Raw genomic sequence first — 23,710 nt, forward strand, 5'->3', positions numbered from 1 at the left:
CCCTTGCCCTTATCCCACGCCCACTGGCCGCCCCGCTCGAGCCGGAAAAGCCCGCTCGGAAACGCCGTTGACCGCACAGTAGCCGCCACGTACTCCAAGGCCTGGCCTCGGAAACGTAGCGGGCGGTGTGCCCGATGACCACCCCTTCCCAACCGGTCTTTTGAGAGCCCCGGGAAATCACGATGGGGTCGTAAGGGCCAGGGATGGCAGCGGTGGCCTTGAGGAAAACCACCGGCTTTTGGGGTAAGCAGCACCGGTCTACTCAGCCTGGTCTTTGTAGTTGAGGTCGATGCAGACGAACTTACCCATCCCACCCGCGCACGCCCCCAACCAAGGTCGGCCCGGTACCAGGGGCAGCCGCCTGGGGCTAGGCGGGCCAAACGGGGCAGGAACCTCTCCAGAACGGACCCGTGGATATCAGAAACCACCCCCGACAGATCGCGCAAACGCCCCTCAGCATCCAGCAAACCGGGTTTCTCCGGGGCCATAGCGCACGAGCTTCACACCTACCCCCTCACATCGCCCAGCCGCCGTCGATAAGGTGAACTGCCCCGGTGGTGAAGGCCGCCTCGTCGGAAGCCAGATAGGCCGCCAGGGCCGCCACCTCTTCGGGCCGGCCCACCCGGCCCATGGGCTGCCGGGCAACGAAGGCCCGCTGCACCTCCTCCTCGCTTTGTCCGGTGCGCCGAGCCTGCTCGGCCACCCGGGCCCGCCAAGAGGGGGTGTCCACCGTCCCTGGGCAGATTGCGTTGGCCCGGATGCCCCGGGTCGCATAGTCCGCCGCCACCGCTTTGGTCATCCCAATCACTGCAGCTTTGGTGGCGCTGTAGACAAAGCGGTTGGGCACGCCCTTGATGGAAGAAGCCGCGCTGGAAATGTTGAGGATTACGCCCCCACCCTGTTCCAGCATCTTGGGGATAACCGCGCGCATGGTCCAGAACATCGAGCGCACGTTGAGGGCGAAGCTAAACTCCCAGTCCTCGTCACTGCACTCCAGGATGGTGCCATGGTGGACATACCCGGCACAGTTGAAGAGGATGTCCACCCGGGGCAGCGAGGCCACCAGAGCCTCTATCTCCGCACGGCTCAAGACGTCCATACGGGCCTTCCGGCAGGTCAAGCCCTGCAGAAGCTCGGGGTGCAGGTCTGTGGCCACCACCTCAGCCCCTTCCGCGATGAAGCGCTCGGCCGTGGCCCGGCCTATTCCCTGCCCAGCCGCGGTAACAAGGGCTACCTTTCCCTTCAAACGTTGCATCTAGTCCTCCGGTGTGCGAACCTCTGGGCGCAAAAGCCCCTCGGCCTTTAGGTCCCGCCACAAGACCGGGGGTATGGGGATCTGGAACATGGCCACATTCTCCTCCAGCTCCTGGGCTGAGCGGGCCCCGGTGAGCACCGAGACCACCGCTGGGTGGCCCAGGGGGAACTGGAGGGCCGCGGCCTTGAGGGGCACCCCGTGCCGCTCACAAACCCGCTTCAGGGCCAGAGCCCGCTCGATGAGCTCTGGGGGGGCGGTGGTGTAGTTGTAGGTGGCCCCCGGGGTCGGGTTGGCCAGCAGGCCGCTGTTGTAGACCCCCCCAACCACCACGCCAATGCCCTTCCGGGCGCAAAGGGGAAGCAGCTCCCGCAGAGCCCCTTGCTCGAGCAGGGTGTAACGGCCCGCCACCAGCAGCAGGTCGAAGTCGCCGGCGCGAGCAAACTCCAAAAGCCAGTCGGTGTGGTTCATCCCCACCCCGATGGCCCGTACCACCCCCTTTTGGCGCAGCTCGAGCAAAGCCCTGTAGGCCCCCTGCATGACCTCAGCCACGCTGCGGTTGTCGGCATCGGGGTCGTGGATGTAGAGGATGTCCACCCGCTCCAGCCCGAGCCGGGCCAGGCTCTCCTCGAGAGAAACCATGACCCCTCGGTAGCTGTAGTCGTAAACCTGCGCAAGCTGGGGCACCCCCTTGAAGTAGGGCTCCCCCCTGGGGTCGAGCTGGCTGGGGTGAGGTGGCCCCGAGCGCAGAAGCCGGCCCACCTTGGTAGAGAGGAGGAAGGCCTCCCTGGGCTTCTGCCCTAAGAAGGCCCCCGTGCGCTGCTCGGCCACCCCGTTGCCATACTGGGGCGCGGTGTCGAAGTGGCGCAACCCGGCCCGCCAGGCAGCCCCCAGGGTTGCCTGGGCCTCGGCCTCGCTGACCGGGGCAAAAAGGCCGCCCAGCGGCGCTGTCCCCAGACCCAAACGGGTGAAGCGCAGGCCGGTCTTTGGGTGAGTCCAGGTCGCATCCGGGCGGGGCATGCTAGCCTCCTAACCGTCCTCTCCAGTAGACCCCGTCGGGGAAGCGGTACTCCTCGCGAGAGGCGGGCCAGATTTCAACGCTGTAGCCGGGCCTTTGGGGCAGCCGGTAGCGGGCCCCCTCGAGGACCACCGGCTCCACAAAGTGCTCGTGCAGGTGGTCCACGTACTCCAGGTAGCGGTTTTCCAGGGAGCCCGAGATGGCGATGTAGTCTATGGCAGAAAGGTGCTGCACATACTCGCAAAGCCCCACCCCCCCGGCATGGGGGCAGACCGGCACCCCAAACTTGGCCGCCATGAGCAGGATGGCCAGGTTCTCGTTGACCCCACCCACCCGGGCCGCGTCAATCTGGCAGAAGCCAATGGCCCCGCTCTGCAGAAGCTGCTTGAAGACCACTCGGTTCTGCACGTGCTCCCCGGTGGCCACCTGGGTGCCGCTGCCCTGGAGGGCTTTCTGCAGGGCCAGGTGGCCCAGGATGTCGTCGGGGCTGGTCGGCTCCTCAACCCAAAGGGGCCGGAAGGGCAGAAGCTGACGCACCCATTCCAGGGCCTGCGGCACATCCCAGACCTGGTTGGCGTCCACCATCAGGTGCCGCTCCCAGCCAATTTCCTCCCGCACGATGCGGCAGCGCCGCAGGTCGTCCTCCAGGTTTCGCCCCACCTTGAGCTTGAAGGCCGTAAATCCCTGTTCCAGCGCCTCCCGGCACAAGCAGCGAATCTTCTCATCCGGGTAACCCAGCCAACCCACGCTGGTGGTGTAGGCCGGGTACCCCTCCCGCAGAAGCCGGGCCTCCCGCTCTGGCTTACCAGGGGCCATGCGCCGCAGGTGCTCCAAGGCCTCCTCGGGGGTAAGGGCGTCGGTCAGGTAGCGAAAATCCACGCAGCGCACCAGCTCCTCTGGGGTCATATCCACCACCAGCTTCCAGAGGGGCTTCCCCTGGGAGCGGGCCCAGAGGTCCCAGACCGCGTTGATGACCGCCGCGGTGGCCAGGTGGATCACGCCCTTCTCGGGCCCCAGCCAGCGGAGCTGGGAATCGCCAGTGATGTAGCGGTAAAAGCCCCCCATGTCCCCGGTAAACTCGGCCAAGGAATGGCCCACCACCTGGGGCTCGAGGAGGTGAATGGCCGCGCAGACCAGGTCGTTGCCGCGGCCGATGGTAAAGGTTAGGCCGTGTCCCTCCAACCCCACATCGGTCTTCAAGATGACGTAGGCCGCTGAGTAGTCGGGGTCAGGGTTCATCGCATCGGAGCCATCCAGCGATAGCGAGGTAGGAAAACGCAGGTCAAGGGTCTGAAGCTCGGTGATTCGCATAGCTTAACTCTTTCGTGATTAGGCCTCCGCAGCCCGCTGACCCTCGAGGTCTATCCGCTCTAGGGTGCGTTTGGCGTCCTGCTCCCCCCTGAGGAAGGCCCGAAGGTTCTGCCAGACCACCCCTTCAACCTGGGGGTAGCGGGGGTGCTTGGGGGGAAACCAGGCGTGCCCCAGGCTCTCCTCCAGAAGCGCCCAGCGGCGAGTGGCCAGGCTCCCCGGCGGGGCCTCGGCTCGAGCAGCCTCCAGGGCATCCCGACGGGCCGGAAAGGTCCCCTGGCGGGCTTCGAGGAGCTGGGATTCCTTTGAGGTCAGGTAGCGCAACAGGGCCAGGGCCAGAGGCCGGTCAGCCGCCCGCACAGCTAGGGCGAAGGTGTGGCTTCCGGCGTAGACCGCCCGCCGCACCGGCCCAGAGGGATAGGGGGCCAAGCCCAAATGGTCGCGGATGGGGCTTTGCAGGTAGCGGTGAAAGCTGCCGGGCCAGTCGGTGGTCAGGCTGGCTTCCCCAGCAGCAAAGCAGGCTGTTACCTCGTCGAACTCCCATTCGGTAAGCCCAGCAGGGCCAGTCCGGTACAAGGCCGCCAGCAGCGAAAGGGCCCACCGGGCAGCTTCATGGCGGGCCCGGGGCCGCGGCGGGTCAGGCTCGTAAAGGTAATGACCCGCGCTCCCGCACAGCTCAAAAAAGTGTCCAAAGAGACCTGAGCCCTTCCCCGGAAAGACAAAGCCGTAGGGCCGTTGGGTCCGGGCCACCTCCACTAGGGCTTCCCAGGTTCTGGGAGGATTGTCCAAGCGGTCGGTGCGGTAGTGCAGGAGCTTCACATCCAGGTTCCGGGGCAGGCCGTAAAGCTGCCCCTCTATCCGGGCCAGCTCCAGCGCCATGGGGTCAAAAGCTGCCAGCTCCCCCGGATCAAACCAGTCATCCAGCGGTTGCAGCCACTGCTTTTGCGCGGGGGCAAACTTGGAGTGGGTAGAGAGGAGGTCAAAACCCCCTCCCTGGGAAAACTCTTCGGTGATCCGCCGGTTGAGATCGGAATGGTTTTTTGCCCGCACCAGCTCTATCTCCACCCGCTCGCGCTCAGCGAAGGAGCCGATGGTCGCGTAGAGGTGGTCGTACATCGGACCACCCACCACCAGCACGCGCAGGCGAGGCTTCATCCCTTCACCGCCCCCACAATCAAGCCCCGCTCGATGTAGCGCTCGAGCACCAGGGCCAGAAGAACCACCGGTAAAATCATCAAGATGATGATGACCGACATATACCACCACTCCGTGCCCCGGGTCCCGCTCATAGCTGCCACCATCAGGGGCATGGTCTGGCTGTTGGCCTTGGATAGGAACAACGCCAGCAGATACTCGTTCCAGGCAAAAACCAGCAAGAGCAGAAAGGTCGCCACCAGGCCTGGGGCGGCTAGGGGCAGCACAATCGTCCAGAAGATGCGGTAACGGCTGGCCCCATCGATCTGGGCACACTCCTCAATATCGGGCGGGATGTTCTGGAAGTAGTCCCGCATCAGCCAAACCGCGATAGGCACATTAATCACGGTGTAGCTGATGACGAGGGCGGTTCGGGTATCTAGAAGCCCAAGCTGCTGGAAGAGCAGGTAGATAGGGATTACCACCACCACCGGGGGCAGAATCCGGTTGGAGATGAGCCACAAGGCAATGTCATCGTTGCTCAGATGCCTGCGAAAGCGCCGTCCTAGGGTCTGCAGACCCAGGATAAAGACCGCCAGTCCCAGCCCCACGGCCACTTGCCAGGGCACCCCCAAGGCCGCCATCAGCACCACGAAGCCCAAGCAGGCCACGAAGAGCACAACCGCCCCCACCCGGGGCCGATACTGGAAGCGGGTCAGGGCATAGGCCGCGCTGGCGCCCAGGAAGAGAGCCAGCAAAGCGCTGCTAAGGGCCACCACCGCGGTGTTGGCGTAGGCCCGGCGCACGTCCGGGCCCAAGGTGCCCAGCACATACTCCCAGGCGTGCAAGCTGGGCTTGAAGTCCAGCCAGGGCAGGTAAAAAGGACCGCTGTTGACGTCTATGGGTAGCTTGAAGGAGGTTATAAGTAGCCAGTACAGGGGGAAAAGCACAAAGAGCGAGGCCAGCCCCAAGGCCAGGTAGCTGAGCCCTACCTGCAGAGGGGAGGGAGCTAGAGGGGAGCGATTGCGCCTCATACCTGCCCCCGAGCCCGGGGTAGCACCCAGGCCGCATACAGGCTCGTCGCCAGGCTGACCAAGAGCAAGAGCAAAAAGCCTAAGGCCGCGGCGGTACCGATGTCCAGGGTGCGCCAGGCGAAGTAGGCGTGGAGGGTGATAGACTCGGTGGCCGTGCCGGGCCCCCCGTTGGTGAGAATGTTAGGCAAGTCCACGATCTTGAACCCCTCAATTAGACGGATGAGCACCAGAGTAGCGCTGGCCGGCAGAAGGTAGGGAAAGATGATGTGGCGAAAAATCTGCCACCGGCTGGCCCCGTCCACCGCGGCGGCCTCCACCTGCTCCTGGGGCACGCTCTGCAACGCGGCCAGGAGCACGATAAAGGCGAAGGGCGTCCATTGCCAAACGTCTCCGATCAAGACCGCCAAACGGGCCCCCCAGGGGTCGTTAACCCAGGAGAACCCTCCTAGGCCCAGAGCCTCCCAAAGGGGCACCAGAGGCCCCTTTCCGGTATCGGTCAGCATCCGAAACATGTAGGCCACCCCAATTGGGGTAATAGCCAGCGGCAGGATGAAGAGCACCCGGAAGAACCGGGTCCCCGGCAGCCGCTCCGCGCAGAGCAGGGCCAACCCCAGGCCCAGCAGGTACTGCAAGGCTGTTCCTACCAGCACGTAAAAAAGCGTGGTCTGGAGTGTCCCCATATGGGTCCCGGGCCACAACCGGCTCAGAAAAAGCCAGGCGAACCCCAGCAGCAGAAGACCGCCCAGCAGCGGCTGCCCCAACCAGACCCAGACCGGCCTCCCAGCCCGGTAGCGGCGGTAGACGACCAGCCCAACCCCCAAGACCAGTAGCCCCATTACCCCCACCACCCAACCGGTGGCCCCCGGCTGGCCCAGGAAGTGAACCTGCTCGCTGCCCAAAAGCACCTTCCGGTAGTTGGCCAGGCCCACAAAGCTGAGCTCCAATCCCCCATCGCTAAAGCGCAAACGGGAGAGGGAGCTGTAAAGCGAGCCCACCAGGGGAAAGAGCACAAAAGCCAGAATGACCAACACGGTGGGCAGCAGGAAGAAGGCCGGAGCCTGCCGCTCGAGCCAGGCCACAAGCCTAACCCAAACCCCCTCCCGCCTGGGTACCGCCTCCGCCTGCTTCGATTGGACACGCTCTCCCATACGAACTTTCCTGTTCAGGGCCCCACGGAGCACGGCCCTTGAGGAAAGCCCCGTGGGGCGCCTTTCCGATTCCCGCTATCCCAGCAGGCCTACCCAATCAAGCTAGCGCGCCCCAATGCCCAAGGAAGCCAGGTAAGCCTGGAGCTGCTTCTGACGGCCCTCGGCGTTGGTAATTTCCTCCCAGCCGTTGTGTATCTGCTCTTGGGCTTGGGCAATGGTGAGCTGACCGGCCAGGTACTCCGAGAGCACCCGATCCAGCACCACCTGCTGGTACTGCTGAGCCTTAGGAATCCGCAGGTCAAGGACCATGTTGGGGCTGTTCAGGCTCTGTTGAATAGCCCCCAGATAGTTGCGAGCACCAGCCTCGCTAAAGCCCGCCGCCACCCAATTCTGGATGTCGCGGAACTGGGAGATGCGATAGGGGTTGAACCCGGTAATCCCGATTGTAACGTCCTTGTTGGCCTGAGCGGGCTGGCTCATGTAGCTGAAGAGCGCATAGGCAGCGTCCTTCTTGGGCGCAGAAGCCTTGGCGTTGATACCTCCCGACCACCCCCCAAAGGCCGCGTAGGGGGCATGGTTGACGCCATTTATAGCGTGAGGACAGAGCTGGGGGGTGCAGCTCACCAGGTTGCCGGTGTTCCGGTCGAGCACCCGCCGGCTCCCAGGCAGGATGACCGCTCCCACCAGGTCCTTGACCTTGGAGGTCTGTGGGTCTATGGAAAGCGGCCCAATGTCGCCCCAGTCAATGGAAAGGGCGCAACGGCCGCTGGTAAACAGCCCCCGGGTATCCCCTACGTCCAGGTTGAGCTCATCCGGCGGACCAAACCGGGTGGTCTCCCTGTAGACCCTGAGGGCTTCGGCAAAAGCCTGGTTCTTGACCAGGGGTTGCATGTTGCGCGTGTCAAAGAAAGCCCCCTGGCGGGTTCCCTGACTTTGCACATAGCCCCCCAGGATGCTCATGAACATCCAGTAACTCTGGGCGTTGCGCTTCTTAGCGATGCAGCTTCCGAAGTCCGGGCGGCCATCCCCGTTCATATCCCGCCCATGAGCCCGCTGGGCAATGTTCAGGTACTCGTCCCAGGTCCTCGGGGGCTGGAGGCCCAACTGGCGTAGCACGTCGGTGCGGTAGTAGACCACCTGGAAGTCGCCGTCCAGAGGAATGGTGAGAATTTTCCCGCCATACATGGCGCTGAACTCCCGGAAGAAAGGAGCAATGTCATTCCACTGAATGGCGGTGTCCGCACGCACCCGGGCGGTAAGGTCTTCCATGATGCCCGCAGGGGCAAAATCGGCCATCCACTGGGGCGCAAAAATCCAGGCATCGTAGCTGTTGGTGCCGGTTGTGGCATCGGTCAGAATCTGCTGGTAGAGGTCGGAGAAAGGCACCACGGTCACATTGACCCGAGCCCCGGTGGCCCGTTCAAAGGCCGCTGCGTGGCGCCGCAGGGGCTCGGCAATCTGGGGCCCGGTGAAGGTGAGCACGTTGATGCTGACGCCCTGGAAGCGGCCCTGCTGGGCCAAGCTAAAGGACAGGACAAGCGCCAAAAAGGTCCACCACCTCAAGGATTTGGTTATCATAAAGCTACCTCCGCTGGGGAGAGATTTTGCCTAGGGCCGAATCGCTTCCAAAATCGCGCGGGGTTCCCAAGGCCGGCGTGGTCCTTTGATCCACCGTTGGCGCGCTGGCTCGCAGGCCCCGCCGGGCTTGGGTCTATCTCACCTCCTCCTGCCAAGGCGGGTCGGCCCCGGCCCGCGTGCAGGTTAGGGCCGCCACCCTTGCAGCAAAAGCGAGCTGCTCCGAAAGCCGCTCGAGGCCTAGCTCGGAAAGGGCCGACCGGTCCGTCACGCCAGTTCGGTACAGAGCGGCCAAAAGACCGGCCATAAAGGCGTCGCCAGCCCCCACGGTGTCCACCACCTCGACCCGGGGGGCTTCCACTCGCACCTCCTCTCCGTTTAGAAGGGCTATGGCGCCTTCAGAGCCCAGGGTGACCACCACCAAAGCAGGGCCCAGCCGCTGCCACGCCCGGGCCACCTCTAGGGGTGTGCGACCGGGATAGAGCCAGGCCAGGTCGGCCTGGCTGACCTTGACCAGGTCCACCCGCCCCAACCAACCCCGAAGCCGCTCCTCGTAGGCGGGTCTATCGGGGATTAGGAAGGGGCGCACATTCGGGTCCAGCGAGATGAGCCGCCGACCCATCTCCCGCTCCAGCAGGGCTTCTAGAGTATCCGCGGTGGGCTTTAGCAGAAGGGAGATGGAGCCCAGGTGCAGCCAGGCCCCGGGGGGCAGCTCTTCGGGTAAGTCCTCCACCCTAAGCAGGGTATCGGCGGTGTTCTGGCAGTAAAACGCGAAGCTCTCGCCCTGTTCCCCGGGGGTTACCAGGGCCAAGGTGGTGAGTTCTGGACCTTCCACCGCGTAGCGAAGGTCCACCCTGCTGCGCTGCAGGTGAGCCTTGAGGAGCTGGCCAAAGGCATCGGTGGAAAAGCGTCCCAGAAAGGCCACCGGCACCCCCAGCCGCCCGAGGCCCAGGGCCACGTTGTAGGGGGAGCCGCCTGGGTGGGGGCTGTAAAGCAGCCGCCCCCCCAGGTTCAGGGCTTTGAGGTCAATCAAGGCTTCGCCGGCCACCACCATCATAGGCTGGCCTCCTCCATGGCCCGCTCAAACTGGCGGGCCGCCTCCAGGGTCAGGGGCTCCTGGAACAGCCGATGGGCAACCTGCAAAGGCAGGGTAACGTGGCGCACCCCCCTTTGGGCCAGGGCCACCACATCGGCAATGCTGCGGACCGAGGCAGCTAGAATCTCTGTTTTGGAGCCGATACCCCTCAGCAAATCAGACATCCTGCCTATGGTCGTGTACCCATCCTGACCCGAGTCGTTAATCCGGCCCAGGTAGGGGGCTACGAAGTCTGCACCCACCGCCGAGGCAAGGAGGGCTTGGTGAGGCAGGTAAGCAGCGGTGATGCAGACCCGCACCCCCTCCAGGACCAACCGTCCAGCCGCGCTCAAGCCCTCCCAGGTGGCCGGCAGCTTGACCACCACCCGGCCATCCAGGCCGGCCAAAGAGAGCCCGCAGCGGTAAAGCACCTCGGCAGAGGTGCCCCAGGCCTGCAGGTAGACCTCTTTGGCCCCGGCCTGGAAAACGGCTCGAGCAAACCCCGGCAACCCAGCGGCCCCCAGCCCCGCCTCCTGAAGGAGCAAAGGGTTGGTGGTGACCCCATGGAAAACGCCGCTGCCCAGTAGGGGCTGTAACTCGCTGAGCCGGGCAGAGTCCAGGTACAAGCGCATATCAACCCCCCAACCGAGGCCTGGCCGTGGACTGACGGATGAGCAACCGCGTCTTGAGTCGCAAAATGCGCCCCTCGGCAGGGGCCTTTTGCCGCAGAAGGGAGACCAAAGTTTCGCAGGCCAGGTAGCCAATCTCATAGGCCGGCTGGGCCACCACGGTAAGGGCCGGCTCCATGAGCTGGGCCCAACGGGTATCGTCAAAGGAAACCAAGGAGATGTCCTCTGGAATGCGCAAACCCAGGTCACGAATAGCCTGCACAGCCCCTGCCGCCATCTCGCTGTTGCCCACAAACAAGGCGGTGGGGCGCTCTTGCGGGGGAAGGCGCAAAAGCTGCAACGCAGCCGCGTAGCCGCCCTCCTCCTTGTGGTAGCCGTTGGCAACCAGCCTTTCGTCGGGGGTAATACCCGCCCCCTTTAGGGCCTGGCGGTAGCCTTCAAGCCGCTCCTGGGCGGTGGTGATCACCGGCTCCCCGGTAATCATCCCGATTCTGCGATGCCCCAGGGCAATCAGGTGCTCCACCGCTTCCCGCGCCCCTAGGACGTTCTCCACCAGCACCGCGTGAACACCAGGAGTTCCGCTGGTGCGGTCCAGCTCTATGACGGGCATGCCCCTCGCACCCCGCAGGTTGCGCAGGTGCTGCCGGGTCTTAGCAGTAGGAACAATGAGCAGCCCTTCGGGCCAGTGGCTTTGCAACTCCTGCAAATAGCGGGCCTCTTTTTCGGGTTGCTCATCTGAGTTAAACAGAAAAACCATGTAGCCGTGCTTTTCGGCCGCGTCCTGCACGCCTTTGGCCAGGGTGGCATGGAAAGGGGCCAGGATGTCGCTCACAATCAAGCCCAGCAGTCGGCTTTGCTGCTTGCGTAGTCCGCGGGCTAGCTTGTTGGGTTGGTAGCCAAGCTGGCGAGCGGCCTGCAAAACCCGCTCCCGGGTCTCCGGGGCCACCAAATCCGGTTTGGTCAAAGCCCTGGAGACGGTGGAGGGAGAGACCTGGGCGGCTCGAGCAACGTCGGCTATCTTGATCATAGGCTGCAATCGTTGCCAAACTAGATCGGGTTTGGCGTCGCTGTTCGGTGAAACCCACTAGCAGCAAACGTTTTCAGCGCACGCCTTTTTGACAACGATTGCAGTCAATTTTCCACAATCGGGCTGTTTTGTCAATACCCCCTCACAGCAACCAGCCAAACCCGCTTTATGGGCTAGCGCCTTAGCTGCGGGGGCCCCGCCCTGGGGGGGGCCGCCTTTGCCTACAACCCTGCCCCTTTTTCAATGTGGGCCGAGACCTCCCCCGTTTCCTCGGCCTCACGACGCAGAATCGCCGCCTTGATGCGTTTGAGCGTGGTCACTTCTTCCAGGGCCCGCTGGTCCAGGGTATCGGTGATGAACTTGATTTGTTCGTTGATCTCAGGAATGGAAATCTGCTCCAGGGCATTCACCCGACGGTTGGTCTTCTTGATCTCCTCTCCAATCCGGCGCAGGCGGTTCTCGGTGTTGGCCACCGCAACAATGGCCCGAGCCAACTCACGGAATGCGGCGGCCGCCTCCAGGGTCTTGGCCCCCACACCGATGGGGCTGAAGGGGAGCTCCCCCCCCCCTTCCAGGGCTCGGACGCGGGGCACCTTGACCCCATAGAGGCTGTCAACCTGGATGTCCACCTCGAGGGGCGCCGCACTGAGGGATTCCACCGCCTCTGGGGTGTCAAAGGCTTTGGCAATAAGCAGGCTGAAATAGGCCTCCTTGGCGGCGTTGTTCAGGGCCTCCCGCGCCTTGAGGGAGTCTTGCACCAGGGCAAAGAACTCCCCAACCAGGGCGTCGCGCTTGTTCTTGAGCAGCTCCACCCCCTGCAGGGCTAGGCGTTTCTGGTCGCGCTTAGCCAACAGGGTTGAGCGGGTCGGTGAGACAGGTTCAGCCACAAGCACCTCCTCGCGGGTTCAGGGCCCAGCCTACGCACCGACCAGCTCCTCCAGCTTGCCCGTCTTCTGATGGTACTGCTCGATGTACTCCCGCCGGATGCGCTTGAGCTCGGAGGCCGGGAAGTCGGCAAGCAAGGCCCAGCCGATGTTCAGGCTCTCCTCAATAGAGCGCTCCTTCTGACCCTGGTTGATGAACTTCCTCTCGAAGTTCTCGGCAAAGCGCAGGTACTTTTTGTCCATCTCGGTCAGGGCGTCCTCCCCGGTGATGGCCACCAGCCGGCGCAGGTTCACCCCGCGGGCGTAGGCGCTGAAGAGCTGATCAGCCAGCTCCTTGTGGTCAGCGCGGGTCTTGCCCTTGCCGATGCCGTTGTTCATCAGGCGCGAGAGCGAGGGCTGCACGTTGATGGGGGGGAAGATGCCCTGCTGGGCCAGCTCGCGGGAGATGAAGATCTGCCCCTCGGTGATGTAGCCGGTCAGGTCGGGGATAGGGTGGGTGATGTCATCACCCGGCATGGAGAGGATGGGAATCTGGGTGATGGAGCCCTTCTTCCCCTGCACCACCCCCGCGCGCTCATAGAGCGAGGCCAGGTCGGTGTACATGTAGCCGGGGTAGCCCCGCCGGCCCGGGATCTCCTCGCGGGCTCCACCAATCTCGCGCAGAGCCTCGCAGTAGTTGGTCATGTCGGTGAGGATCACCAGCACGTGGTAGTCGTGCTCGAAGGCCAGATACTCGGCGGCGGTGAGGGCCATGCGGGGGGTGAGGAGGCGCTCCACGGTGGGATCGTCGGCCTTGTTCAGGAAGAGCACCGAGCGGGAAAGTGCCCCGGTGCGCTCGAACTCCTGCATGAAGTAGGAGACCTCGCGCTGGGTGATGCCCATCGCGGCGAAGACCACGGCAAAGCCCTCGGCCTCGCCCAGCACCTTGGCCTGGCGAGCAATCTGAGCGGCCAGCTCGTTGTGGGGCAGGCCCGAGGCGGAGAAGATGGGGAGCTTCTGGCCCCGCACCAGGGTCATGTTCACGTCAATCGCGCTGATGCCGGTTTGGATGAACTCCTCGGGCTTCCTGCGGGCCACCGGGTTGATGGGGGCACCCACGATGGGCAGGCGCTTGTCGGCCACCACCGGCGGCAGGCCGTCGATGGGGCGGCCCGCGCCGTTGAAGATGCGGCCCACCATCTCCTTAGAAACCCCAAGCCGGGCCACATCCTCCACAAGGGAGACGGTGGTGCGCTCGAGGTTAAGCCCGGAGGTCTCCTCAAAAACCTGGAGGACGGTGTACTGGTCGGAGACCTCGATTACCTGGCCACCGCGAATGCGGCCCGTGCCATCGTCAATGTTCACAATGGCGCCGTAGGCCAGGTCAGCCGCCCCCTCGAGAAACAAAAGCGGCCCAGAGATGTAGGTTACGGCGTTGTACTCCTTCTTGAGCATCGCTTACCTCCTGGCGCTTCCTCACGCCTTTACGGCGCCCAGGAAGGCGGTCTTGATCATCTGGTCAAACTCCGCCTTGTAGGCGGGGAACTCCTCTTCCGGCACGTAGCGGGCCCGCCCGATTTTCTCAATCACCGGGTCGGAGAGGATGTCCGCAATGGTAGCCCCTTTGGAGAGGGCCAACTCCCCTTGCTTGTAGGCCGCCAGGATCATCTGCATGATGCCGTAGGCCTTGGCCATCGAGCAGCTCGCGTCCACCGGGTCGAAGCCGTTTTGCTGCAGGAAGTCCTCGCGGGTGATGCGGCCCATCTCCAAAGCCAGCCGCTCGGCATCCTGCAGGGCATCGGGGCCGACCAGCTGCACCACCTGCTGTAGCTCGGCCTCGCGCTGCAGGATGGCGATGATCTGGGCCCGCACCTCGGGATAGTCGGGGGCCACGTGCTCGCGGTACCAGGGCTCCAGGATGTTCAGGAATAGGGAGTACGAACGGGCCCAGTTGATGGCAGGGAAGTGCCGGGCGCGGGCCAGCTGGGCGTCCAAGGCCCAGAAGCCCCCGGTGATGCGCAGGGTGGACTGGGTCACGGGCTCGGAGAAGTCGCCGCCTGCCGGCGAAACCGCCCCAATCACCGAGACCGCCCCCTGCTCGCCGGCCAGGGTAATCACCTTACCGGCCCGCTCGTAGAAGCTGGACAGGCGCGAGGCCAGGTAGGGCGGGTAGCCCTCCTCAGCGGGCATCTCTTCCAGGCGCGAGGCAATCTCCCGCAGGGCCTCGGCCCAGCGGCTGGTGGAGTCGGCCATCAGCGAGACCTTGTAGCCCTGGTCGCGGAAGTACTCGGCCAGGGTGATGCCGGTGTAAAGGCTGGCCTCACGCGCGGCCACCGGCATGTTGGAGGTGTTGGCCACCAGGATGGTGCGCTCCATCAGGGGACGGCCGGTCTGGGGGTCTTCCAGCTCGGGGAACTCCACCAGCACATCGGTCATCTCGTTGCCGCGCTCCCCACAGCCCACGTAGACCACGATGTTGGCATCGCCGTACTTGGCGATGGACTGCTGGGTGACGGTTTTGCCCGAGCCAAAGGGACCGGGGATGGCCGCCGTGCCCCCCGCGGCCAGCGGGAAGAGCACGTCGAGGATGCGCATCCCGGTGAGGAAAGGCTCGTTAGGATCGAGCTTCTTCTGGAAGGGACGGGGCTTGCGCACAGGCCAGAAGTGGGCCAGGCGCAGCTTGGTGCCGTCCTCGAGCTCGGCGATGGTGTCGTCAATGGTGTACTGGCCCGGGCCCACAATACTCTTGATGCGACCGCTCTTATCGGGGGGCACCAGAATCTTGTGAGTAAAGCCGTACTCGGGCACCGTACCCAGAACCTCCCCGCCCCTCACCTCGTCTCCCACCTTCTTCATGGGGGTAAAGTCCCACTTGCGGGTGCGGTCAAGGGAGGAAACCTCGATGCCGCGGCGGATAAAGATACCCGAGGCAGCCTGAATCTTGTCCAAGGGGCGCAGAATCCCGTCGAAGATGCCGTTCAAAAGCCCCGGCCCCAGCTCCAAGGCCAGAGGCAGACCGGTGGTCTCCACCGGTTCGCCCACCTTAAGCCCGTTGGTGTCCTCGTAAACCTGGATAAAGCAGGTGTTGCCATCCAGGCGGATGATCTCGCCCACCAGCCTTTCGTGCCCCACCCGCACGATGTCGTACATCTTTGCGCCTTGCAGGTTTTCAGCGATTACCGCTGGTCCCGCAATCTTCTTGATGGTTCCCACGGTCGTCCCTCCTTGTGTGGGTGTAGCTCTGTAGTACGTGCCGTTGCCCCTCAGCCCAGGCGCTCAAAGCTTTATGTCAAAACCAATGGTTTCCCGGACCAACCGCCGCATGTAGACCTTGGCATCGCCCCCACCGCTAAAGGTGTCCATCAGGTTGGGCAGCGACAACAGCACCGGGACACTGCGGCCCCGCATCACTCGCTCAACGGCTTTGTTGGGATCCTTGAGCAGCCGCTCGTCTACCGCGATAAGGGCATAGCGGTTGGACTGAACCATCTGGGTCAGCTTCTCAGCCGCCTCCTCGGGGGCGGCCACCAGGGCCTCGAGGCCAGCCATGCGAAAGCCCGAGGCCGTCTCAGCATCGGTCAACACCCCGATCCTCATGCGACCCCCTTAGGCATCATGTTACCTCCTTGGCCACCGCCTCCACCGGCAGGTTGAAGTAGGCCCGGCGGGCCAGAAGGCGGATGCGGCTGGCCTCCCACTGTTTGCGCAGCACATAGTCGAGGAGCAGTCCCCCCCCCAGGCTGTCGCTGGCCCCCGCCCGGGCTTTGGCCAGCAATACCTTGCGCAGGGCCCGCTCCAGCTCGCCCAAGTCGGCCGCGCCCACCGCGGAAGCCAGAGGGGTACCCCCCAAGGCCTCGGCAGCGGAGAGGTCCCCTGCAACGAGGCGGGAGAAGACCGCACGGCTCAACCACCGGCCCCCAGGGATAAAGTAGTCCTCGGGGTTCACGCCCGAAGCCCCCAGGGCCTGGAGTTTGTACGCGGTGGTGAGGTTGGTCGCGTCCACCTCAAGCTCATAGTAGGAAACCAGCCGGCTCTGGCGAAGCTTCCGCGCCACCTTCAAGCAGGCCGCGAAGAACTCCCGGTCCAGAACCACCTCGAGGCGCAACAGATCGGAGGTGCTCGCACTGGCTATGCGCAAAGCCCTGGCCAGGGGGTGGCCCGGCAGTTGCAGGAGCTGGGCCACGCTTTGCGCATCCGGAGCCTGAAGCATCGCGTTGAGCAGTGGCTCCGGCAGGGTACCCCCAAGCAGCAGGGCGCGGATCTCCTCGGGCGACTTACCTGCCTCCTTGCCCCGCAGGATGGTTTTGAGGTTGACCAGGTCGGCCCGCAGCAGGGGCAGGCGCACCAGCTCGCGGAGCGGACCCGAGACCAAACTGGGCAGGTCGCCGATGGTGTGGGCCAGGTGAAGGGCCACCGCCCGGTCCACATCGGCCAGGCCCTCCCCTACCAGCTCCGCCCCATATGGGGTTTCAGCCAGAAGGCGCAGGAACTCCGAGAAGGAAAGGGCCTGGGCCTGGCGGAAGAACGACTCCCCCAGCAACTGGCCCCGCCGGGCGCGCACCCGTGCATTGAGGTAAGCGAAGCTACTGCGCGTGAGCACTTTGCCCCCACAACACCGCCGCCGCCCTGGCCGAAAGCCCATCCCAGGCTCGCTCTAGGCGCTCACTCAAGCTATTTTGCACAAAGGCCCGGCCACCCGACATCACCAGGCGCACCCCATCCTTTAGCGCCGCATCGGTGCTGAGGGCCAGCCCTTTACCCCTGGCCCACTCCGAAAGCAGCGCGGCGTGATCTGGGTGGACCACCAGGGCCTCGGCCTGGCCCACGCTTTGCAGCGCTTCCTCGGCCAGTCTCTTCAGCGTCTCGCCAAACTGGGGCTGGGCGGAAAGGGCTTCCAGGGCCCTCAGGACCTGGAGCCGCACCTCCTCCACCACCTTTCCCCGGGCAGCGATGCGGGCCTGGTTCACAAGCAGCTCTGCTGCGCTCTCAGCTCGACGCAAGGCCGCAGCGTGCTCGGCCTCGAGGGCCCGCTGGCGGCTGGCCTTGAGGGCCTCGGCCTGGACCCGGGCGGCCTCGAGAATCTCCTTCACCTTGGCCTCGGCCTCGGCCTCGATGGCCGCTATCTCGGCGGCTACCTCGCTTTGCAGAATATCCTCTAGCTTCGACATAAACCCCTGTCCTGAGCAGGGCGGCGGACAGCCTGAAAGCAGGCCATCCGCCGCCAGCCTCCCTCTAGTTGATGAGGAAGGAGAAGGCCAGGCCGAAGATGGCCAGCGTTTCCGGAATCAGGAAGAAGATGAGGGCCGTACCGAAGTTGCGGCGGTCCTCCGCCACTGCCCCAACCGCCGCAGCCCCAATAGCGCTTTGGGCCATACCGGTACCCAACAGGCCAAGACCTATGGCCAGCCCCTTACCGATAGCGGCAAACGAGGCTGCCGCGGCCCCCTCTTCTGCCGCAAAGGCCACCGTTGCCAAAACCACTGCCGCGAGAGCCGAAAGGATCTTCACCAGCTTTACGTTCTTCATGGGTTACTCTCCTTCTGAAGTGCCCAGGGCACACCTAACCTTAGCGAGAACGAACCGATTTGAAGGGCCTGTAAGGACGGCCGCTCTCCTCAAAGAAGCCGAAGTTGGTAGAGAACTCGATCCAGAGAAGACGGATGGGCTGGATCACGTGGCCCAGGGTGGTGATGATGATGATGAGGGCGATTAGAATAGCCCCCACCACGAAGCCTAGCACCCCACCCAGAAATCCAAAGCGCTCAGCCAGGCCGAAACCCACCTGGTTGGCCAGGCTGGCCAGCACCCCTCCAGCCACCCCGACCGCGTAGAGCCGGATGTAGCTCAGGATCTGCCCTCCCTTACCAGGGAGCTCCGCAATCATCAGGGGTTCTCGAGCCTGCACCACCCCCACCAGGAAAAGGGCTATGCCCAGGGCAAAAACCAGGTTGAGGAGGGCGCTGTTGGCCTGGGTCAGGAAGTTGTAGGCGAAGGCCACCAGTCCCACCAGGCCAGCGAGATACCCAAAGCCTTCCCAGAAGTGCTTGCTATGGCCGTGCCTGAGGCCCAGGCGCATGCGCAGGAAGAAGGCATAGAGCACCTGTATGACCCCAAAGGAAATGGCGAACACCATCAGGCCATTGGCTGTCTGGGTGAAGTCCAGACGGTTGATGAGGATGGGAAACAGGCCATAGTACTTCTCGGGGTCGTACCCCGGGCCTGTGGGGTAGAAGACCCGCCAGCCCTCCGGCAGGCCGAACATGGCTGGCAAGCGGAGCTTCTCCAGGAAAGTTCCGAAGAACTCCCCATAGAGGAAGCCCCACAGAATAGCCCAGCCAGCCATCCACTTGCCTACCACGGCGAGCTTGGCCAGCACCTCCGGGCTGAAGGAGGCCCCCAGGAAGTCTATGCGTAGCGCCTCACCCCTCTGCGCCTTTCTAGCCAGCCAGAGGGCCAGAAGCAGGAACAGCAGCCCGATTCCGATATCCCCCACCACAACGCCGAAGAAAAGGGGGAAGAACAGGGCCATCATCAGGGTGGGGTCATAGCCGCCGTAGCGAGGGGTATTGAGGAAGCCGTGCAGCAGCTCGAAGGGCTTGGCCCAGGACGGGTTCTCCAGCGTCACCGGCACCTGGTGACCCTCGTGGTGCTCGTCCACCGGTTCGAAGGTGTAGACGATCTGGTCGCGCAGGCGGGAGAGGGCCTCCTCCACCTGCCCCTTAGCCTTCTGCGGCACCCAACCCATGAGGGCCATGCCATACCGCCCTGCGGCCAGGTCGGAAGCCGCCCTGTACCGGGCCACCTCATCCTTGGCCCGGGTCCACACCTCCACCAAAGCTTCTCCCGACTCGCGGGCCAGCCTAGCCAGCTCCTCGCGGATGCCCTGAAGCTCCTCAGGGGCCAGCCTGGCCCGCTCCTTCATGCGGGCCGCCACCTGGGCTAGGGGCAGGCCGCCATAGACCCCGGGGAAGCGCAGCTCGGTCAGGCCCAGCCGGGAGAGCACCGAGCGGGCTACCTCGAGCTCCCCCCGGCGCACCACCAGCACAGCCAGCACCTGGTTACCCAGCGGCTCGGCCTCGAGCACAAACCGCTCTGCGAGGCCCTGCTGGAGGGCTGCCTGCACCGGGGCCAGCTCCTCCGGGCGGCCCAGCAGAAAAGGCACCACCGCCAGCCAGCGGCTCTGGTCAAGCCCCTGCACCAGCGCGTCGAGCCGCTCCGCTACCTTGCCGAATAGCTCGGTGGCCTGAAGCTCCTCCTCCAGCAAGGCCCGCTCCTTGCCCAGCACCGCCGCTCGCTCGGCTGCGGGCCGCACAGTGGCCTCGGCCTCCTCGAGGGAACCAGGGAAGGCTTTGGAGCTTGGCTCGAGGGGAACCCCAGCTACCGTAAGGGCCTGCTCGGCCTGGGAGAGCACCACCTCCCAGCGCCGAAGCTCGGCCTCCTCCTCTGGCGTCAGGCGGTACTCCCCCAGCTCATCGGGGCGCAAGGGGTCGATGTGCACCACCCCAGCCTTCTGCAGCTCGGCCAGAAGCGCCCGGGCTAGCCGCTTAGGACCAGCCACGATGAGCTTCTCCATGGGAGCAATCAAGGCAGAACCTCCCGCAGGACTGCCTGCACCGCCTCGGCCACCTTGAGGCGGGACGACTCGGCTATGGCCGCCGCCTCGGCCTCGGCCTTGGCTTTGGCCTCCCGCTCTATGCGGGCCACGGCCTCAGCGGTGCGGGCACGGTACTCCGCCTCCATGGCTCGGGCGGCCCGCTGAGCCTCCTCCAGCATCTCTGCGGCTTTGGCTTGGGCCTCCCGAACCCTACCTTCGGCGGCCTTCCGGGCCTCCTCGAGCTGCTGGGCCAAGGCCCGCTCCCGCTCGGCCAAACTCTTGATGAGTCCTGAACCAGCCACTTCCCCTCCTTCCTAAGCGCGTAGCGAAAGGCTGAGCAAGTGAAAACTTGCCCAAAGCGAACCCTAAGAATCATAGCGATTTCTCAGGATCCATGTCAACGCAAAACAGCATACACCACAACTTCCCTCCAGGGCCCCAGGCTGGTAGACTCGCCCGATGAGGGTTCGCGTATCCGCCCGGGGAGCTGCCCGAATTCTAGCCCGACACCCCTGGGTGTACAAAAGCGACGTCCTAGAAGGGCCCCAAACCCCAGGGCTGTACCCGGTTCAAGGCCCCAGGGGAAGCCTGGGCCTGGCGCTTTACAATCCCCTCTCTGAGATCAGCGTGCGGGTTTTCGCCTTTGGAGAGGACGGTCCGCCGGAGGAAACCCTACTGGCCAATCTCCGCAAGGCCCTAGCCCGACGCAAAACAGCGCTTGCGGCCGAACCCGAAGGGGCCTTTCGGCTGGTGCACGCGGAGGGCGACCTGCTGCCCGGCCTGGTGCTCGACTACTACGCGGGGCACGGGGTTATCCAGATAGGCTCGGCGGCCCTGGAACCCCTTACCCAGAGGTTGGTGGAGGCTGTCCAGACCGAGGTAGCCATGCAAAGCCTGCTGGCCAAGAACAACCACAGGTCCCGCAGCCTCGAGGGCCTCCCCCTGGAGGTGAGACCCCTGCTGGGCCGGGTGCCCGATGCGGTCACGGTGCGGGAGGGCACCATCTTCTACCGCACCGACCTGAAGGAGGGCCAGAAAACCGGGGCCTTCATTGACCAGCGGGACAACCGCATCCGCCTGGAGGCCTTCAGGGGAAAAAGAGCGCTGGACGTCTTCAGCTACCACGGCTCCTTTGCCCTGCACCTGGCCCGGGGCTTTGAACAGGTCATCGCCGTGGACAGCTCTGCCCCAGCCCTTCACCGGGCCGAGGAAAACGCCCAGGCCAATGGGTTGGACAACCTGGTTACCGTAGAGGCCAACGCCTTCGAGTTCCTGCGGGAGGAGGAGCGGCGGGGAGCCCGGTACGACCTGGTGGTCCTGGACCCGCCAGCCTTCGCCAAGAGCAGGCGCGACCTCGAGCGGGCCTACGGCGCCTACAAGGAAATCAACCTGCGGGCCTTCAAACTCCTGGCTCCAGGGGGAATTCTGGCCACCGCCTCCTGCAGCCACCACCTCACGGAGCCACTTTTCTACCAGATGCTCGCCGAAGCCGCCGCCGACGCCCAGCGCAGCGTACGGGTGGTAGAAAAGCGGGGTCAAGGTTGGGACCACCCGGTGCTGCTCAACGTACCCGAGACCCATTACCTTAAATTCGCCATTCTGGAGGCCCTATAGGCCCCTCACCTCGGGTTGGGCACCAGCGTGGGAATTCGGGCCACCCGGGGATTGCGAAACCACAGCTCGCAGCGGTGAACCCCCTCAAAGGCGGTCCGCATCCTCAGCTCAAAGCGGGCGCTCTCCCCTGGCGTGAGGTTGCGGTCGGCCAGCGGGGCCGAAGCCGTGGCCACACGCAGCCCAGGCCCCACCACCCGAAGGCTCACCCGAAGGTCGGCCAAGGGGCGTGAACCCACATTTCTGACTACCCCCTGGGCCAGCACACCTTTAGGGAAGGCCTTGCAGCTCCAGGAAAGCACCCGCAGGCGATAGGGCTCGGCCTGACCCAGGGCGAGGCCTGCGGTCAGGAGAAACCCCCACAGGAAGAGCCAGCGCTTCATAACCGGCCAGAGCCGCCTGGCCTTCCCGAGTTTCGCCCAACTCCATTTGAGCTCTGTTAAAAGGACCCCGAGCGGGGCCCGTTGGTCGAGGAGACTGGATTTGAACCAGCGACCCCCTGCTCCCGAAGCAGGTGCGCTACCAGGCTGCGCTACTCCTCGCCACCAGGAAAGTATATGGGGGGAAAAGGGGTTTGTCTAGGCAGCCAGGGCTGCTTAGGGGGTATGATGGGCCTAGCGATGGCTGAGCATCCTACCGATGCGACCTTCTACGCACGGGTGCCCGCCACCTTGGCCAACCTGGGCTCTGGTTTTGATGCGCTGGGGGTAGCGCTTGACCTATACCTCGAGGTGCGCGGCGCGCTGGCCTCCACCAACCAGCTTCACTACAGCGGCCAGGGGAAGGTGCCCAACACCCCCGACAACCTCATCCATCAGGGCTACCGGGCTGCCTGGGAAGCCTTGGGGGAGGCCCACCCACCCCCCATCGCCATCTGGGCCCACAACCCCATCCCCCTGGCCCGAGGCATGGGCAGCAGCTCGGCCGCCTTGGTGGCCGGAGCCGCCTTGGCCGATGCCATCTCCGGCCACAAGCTAGGCCGCGACGGGGTTTTCCGAGTCACCGCAGCCCTGGAGGGGCACCCCGACAACGTGGCCCCTGCGGTCTATGGGGGCTTCGTGGCCGCCCTCGCCGACCCACCGCTGGCCCTGCCCCTGCCCCCGCCCCAAGGGCTGCTCTTCGTGCTGGGGGTCCCGGCTTATGAAGTGCCGACCCCAGAGGCCCGGGCCGCCCTACCCGAGAGGGTACCCCGCGCAGATGCGGTCTTCAACCTAGCCCGAAGCGCTCTCTGGCCTGCAGCGCTCTACTCTGGCCGCTACGAGGCCCTACGGGAAGCGGCTAAAGACCGCCTGCACCAGCCCTACCGGGCCCACCTGATGCCCGGCCTGGAAGGCGCGCTGGAGTCGGTGTACGCGGCAGGGGCCCTAGCCGCCTTTGTGGGCGGAGCAGGGCCTACCCTAGCCGCCCTGGCCCGCCCTGAACAGGTTGGGGACATCCGAGAGGCCATGCGGGCCTATGTGGGTGAGGGCACCACCCTGGTACTGGGCCTGGGCGAAGGGCTGCTTCACGGAACGAAGGACCCCTCTTTGGTGGCAGGGAGCGGTCCTCGCGAGGCCTGAGGGCTGGCCCCAGGAGGAGGAAGGTTGGAAGGCAGCTTTGGTACCATCCCGCTCAGCGACGTGGTTGAAATGGTGCACGCCAACCGCGCCACCGGGGTCCTGGAGGTGAACGCCGGCAGGCTTCCCCTCAGGCTGGAGTTCGTGGAGGGGGAGGTGGTGGGAGGAGGCATTCTGGACTGGGAGGGCCTGGAGGCCATTGCAACCTTTCCCCTGCACCCTACGGAGGGGCGCTTCCGCTTCAAGGCAGGCCACCTCTGGGGAACCCCCCTCATGCCCTTCAGGCTCTTTATGGGCGAGTGGGCCCGTCTGAACGACCAGTGGACCCGCTTTCGCAGTGTGCTGGACTCCCCCAGCCGGGTGCTGGAGACCCCTCGAGCGGTGGAGCCCTTCGCGGTCTTCGTGGGGGGCAGGAGCGTACGGGCCGCGGCCAAGCGCTGGGGCGTGCCGCTGATCATCGCCGCCGAGCGGGCCTGGCGGGGCCTGCGGGAAGGTGACCTAACCAAACTGCGCAAGTACGCCTGGTTTGCCCTGCGCATCCGCCATCCTTCGGCCTGGCGGACCCAGGCCGGCATCCGCAACCCTCAGGACATCACCGTGCTGCTGGACGGAAGCCGCAACCTGGGGGAGCTTATCCAAAGCGGCCTGTCCATCGCCCGGGTGCGCGAGTACCTGATCGAGCGAATCCTGAACGGCGAGCTGGAGCCTCCGGGTAGAGGCTGGCTACTGCGCGACCTCCTGTGGGAGCTCGAGGCGGAGCAGGGCCCCTAGCCTAGGGCCTGGTGGTAGATCCGCCCCCCCTTCACAACCAGCCGCAGGTGTTTTTCCGGCTCAGCAAGAACGCGGATGTCCTCCAGCGGGTTTCCCTCCAGAACGATAAGGTCGG

Annotated in this window: 24 protein-coding genes and 1 tRNA gene; 3 read left to right on the forward strand and 22 right to left on the reverse strand. The window is 64.8% G+C overall.

Annotated features, from left to right (window positions below):
• From NZ849_RS09035 to NZ849_RS09130, 20 genes are all read right to left on the reverse strand, one after another.
• The coding region (locus NZ849_RS09035) for a hypothetical protein (protein ID WP_295406306.1) at window positions 1-232 on the reverse strand (232 nt) is incomplete at its 3' end.
• A 282-nt stretch (window positions 233-514) separates the two neighbouring features.
• Window positions 515-1,255 carry an SDR family oxidoreductase gene (locus tag NZ849_RS09040; RefSeq protein WP_295386879.1) on the reverse strand — a complete coding sequence of 247 codons (741 nt, stop codon included), beginning with the start codon at window positions 1,253-1,255 and terminating at the stop codon, window positions 515-517.
• Window positions 1,256-2,272, reverse strand: a complete 1,017-nt coding sequence (locus tag NZ849_RS09045; RefSeq protein ID WP_295386877.1) for an aldo/keto reductase — start codon at window positions 2,270-2,272, stop codon at window positions 1,256-1,258.
• 1 nt (window position 2,273) lies between these two features.
• Window positions 2,274-3,581, reverse strand: coding sequence for an L-fuconate dehydratase (locus NZ849_RS09050; protein ID WP_295386874.1), 1,308 nt, complete (start codon window positions 3,579-3,581; stop codon window positions 2,274-2,276).
• 18 nt (window positions 3,582-3,599) lie between these two features.
• Window positions 3,600-4,733, reverse strand: coding sequence for an extracellular solute-binding protein (locus tag NZ849_RS09055; RefSeq protein WP_295406308.1), 1,134 nt, complete (start codon window positions 4,731-4,733; stop codon window positions 3,600-3,602).
• Window positions 4,730-5,746: a carbohydrate ABC transporter permease gene (locus NZ849_RS09060; protein ID WP_295386870.1), complete on the reverse strand. Its 1,017-nt coding sequence runs from the start codon at window positions 5,744-5,746 to the stop codon at window positions 4,730-4,732. The genes NZ849_RS09055 and NZ849_RS09060 overlap by 4 nt, the downstream gene beginning before the upstream one ends.
• Window positions 5,743-6,894: a carbohydrate ABC transporter permease gene (locus NZ849_RS09065; RefSeq protein WP_295386867.1), complete on the reverse strand. Its 1,152-nt coding sequence runs from the start codon at window positions 6,892-6,894 to the stop codon at window positions 5,743-5,745. The genes NZ849_RS09060 and NZ849_RS09065 overlap by 4 nt, the downstream gene beginning before the upstream one ends.
• Window positions 6,895-6,996: 102 nt before the next feature.
• Window positions 6,997-8,457 (reverse strand): extracellular solute-binding protein, encoded by a 1,461-nt coding sequence (locus NZ849_RS09070; RefSeq protein ID WP_295406310.1) that lies wholly within the window; start codon window positions 8,455-8,457, stop codon window positions 6,997-6,999.
• Between the two features lie 148 nt (window positions 8,458-8,605).
• Window positions 8,606-9,526, reverse strand: a complete 921-nt coding sequence (locus tag NZ849_RS09075) for a carbohydrate kinase (protein WP_295386860.1) — start codon at window positions 9,524-9,526, stop codon at window positions 8,606-8,608.
• Complete coding sequence (locus NZ849_RS09080) at window positions 9,523-10,176, reverse strand: transaldolase family protein (RefSeq protein ID WP_295386856.1); 654 nt, start codon at window positions 10,174-10,176, stop codon at window positions 9,523-9,525. Before NZ849_RS09080 ends, NZ849_RS09075 begins: the two co-directional genes overlap by 4 nt.
• A 1-nt stretch (window position 10,177) precedes the next feature.
• Window positions 10,178-11,200 (reverse strand): LacI family DNA-binding transcriptional regulator, encoded by a 1,023-nt coding sequence (locus NZ849_RS09085; RefSeq protein WP_295406312.1) that lies wholly within the window; start codon window positions 11,198-11,200, stop codon window positions 10,178-10,180.
• A 221-nt stretch (window positions 11,201-11,421) separates the two neighbouring features.
• On the reverse strand, window positions 11,422-12,087 hold the full coding sequence (locus tag NZ849_RS09090; protein ID WP_295406314.1) for a V-type ATP synthase subunit D: 666 nt from the start codon (window positions 12,085-12,087) through the stop codon (window positions 11,422-11,424).
• A gap of 30 nt (window positions 12,088-12,117) precedes the next feature.
• Window positions 12,118-13,518: a V-type ATP synthase subunit B gene (locus NZ849_RS09095; RefSeq protein WP_295406317.1), complete on the reverse strand. Its 1,401-nt coding sequence runs from the start codon at window positions 13,516-13,518 to the stop codon at window positions 12,118-12,120.
• 21 nt (window positions 13,519-13,539) lie between these two features.
• On the reverse strand, window positions 13,540-15,276 hold the full coding sequence (locus tag NZ849_RS09100; RefSeq protein ID WP_295406319.1) for a V-type ATP synthase subunit A: 1,737 nt from the start codon (window positions 15,274-15,276) through the stop codon (window positions 13,540-13,542).
• Window positions 15,277-15,339: 63 nt separating this feature from the next.
• A complete protein-coding gene (locus NZ849_RS09105; protein WP_295406320.1) occupies window positions 15,340-15,660 on the reverse strand; it encodes a V-type ATP synthase subunit F in 321 nt (106 codons plus the stop codon).
• Window positions 15,661-15,676: 16 nt separating this feature from the next.
• Window positions 15,677-16,663: a V-type ATPase subunit gene (locus NZ849_RS09110; protein WP_295406322.1), complete on the reverse strand. Its 987-nt coding sequence runs from the start codon at window positions 16,661-16,663 to the stop codon at window positions 15,677-15,679.
• The gene (locus NZ849_RS09115; RefSeq protein WP_295406324.1) at window positions 16,647-17,231 is read right to left on the reverse strand and encodes a V-type ATP synthase subunit E; all 585 of its coding nucleotides are present in this window, start codon (window positions 17,229-17,231) and stop codon (window positions 16,647-16,649) included. The genes NZ849_RS09110 and NZ849_RS09115 overlap by 17 nt, the downstream gene beginning before the upstream one ends.
• Window positions 17,232-17,295: 64 nt before the next feature.
• Window positions 17,296-17,589: a F0F1 ATP synthase subunit C gene (locus NZ849_RS09120; protein ID WP_295406326.1), complete on the reverse strand. Its 294-nt coding sequence runs from the start codon at window positions 17,587-17,589 to the stop codon at window positions 17,296-17,298.
• A 40-nt stretch (window positions 17,590-17,629) separates the two neighbouring features.
• Window positions 17,630-19,636 carry a V-type ATPase 116kDa subunit family protein gene (locus NZ849_RS09125; protein WP_295406328.1) on the reverse strand — a complete coding sequence of 669 codons (2,007 nt, stop codon included), beginning with the start codon at window positions 19,634-19,636 and terminating at the stop codon, window positions 17,630-17,632.
• 8 nt (window positions 19,637-19,644) lie between these two features.
• Complete coding sequence (locus NZ849_RS09130) at window positions 19,645-19,959, reverse strand: V-type ATPase subunit subunit G family protein (protein WP_295406330.1); 315 nt, start codon at window positions 19,957-19,959, stop codon at window positions 19,645-19,647.
• A 157-nt stretch (window positions 19,960-20,116) separates the two neighbouring features.
• On the opposite strand from NZ849_RS09130, the gene NZ849_RS09135 reads away from it, so the two are divergent.
• Window positions 20,117-21,271, forward strand: a complete 1,155-nt coding sequence (locus NZ849_RS09135; protein WP_295406332.1) for a class I SAM-dependent rRNA methyltransferase — start codon at window positions 20,117-20,119, stop codon at window positions 21,269-21,271.
• Window positions 21,272-21,276: 5 nt separating this feature from the next.
• On the opposite strand, the gene NZ849_RS09140 is transcribed toward NZ849_RS09135, so the two are convergent.
• Together NZ849_RS09140 and NZ849_RS09145 are read right to left on the reverse strand one after the other, a co-directional pair.
• On the reverse strand, window positions 21,277-21,651 hold the full coding sequence (locus NZ849_RS09140) for an FxLYD domain-containing protein (protein WP_295406334.1): 375 nt from the start codon (window positions 21,649-21,651) through the stop codon (window positions 21,277-21,279).
• 82 nt (window positions 21,652-21,733) lie between these two features.
• Window positions 21,734-21,810: transfer RNA gene (locus tag NZ849_RS09145), tRNA-Pro, on the reverse strand.
• A 78-nt stretch (window positions 21,811-21,888) separates the two neighbouring features.
• Here NZ849_RS09145 and thrB point away from each other — a divergent pair.
• On the forward strand, window positions 21,889-22,827 hold the full coding sequence (thrB, locus tag NZ849_RS09150; protein WP_295406336.1) for a homoserine kinase: 939 nt from the start codon (window positions 21,889-21,891) through the stop codon (window positions 22,825-22,827).
• A 24-nt stretch (window positions 22,828-22,851) separates the two neighbouring features.
• Entirely contained in the window at window positions 22,852-23,595 is a 744-nt protein-coding gene (locus NZ849_RS09155; RefSeq protein WP_295406338.1) for a DUF4388 domain-containing protein, read from the forward strand.
• Window positions 23,596-23,710: the final 115 nt, after the last annotated feature.

This window comes from Meiothermus sp., assembly GCF_025060375.1.
In the GTDB taxonomy this organism is placed as follows: domain Bacteria; phylum Deinococcota; class Deinococci; order Deinococcales; family Thermaceae; genus Meiothermus.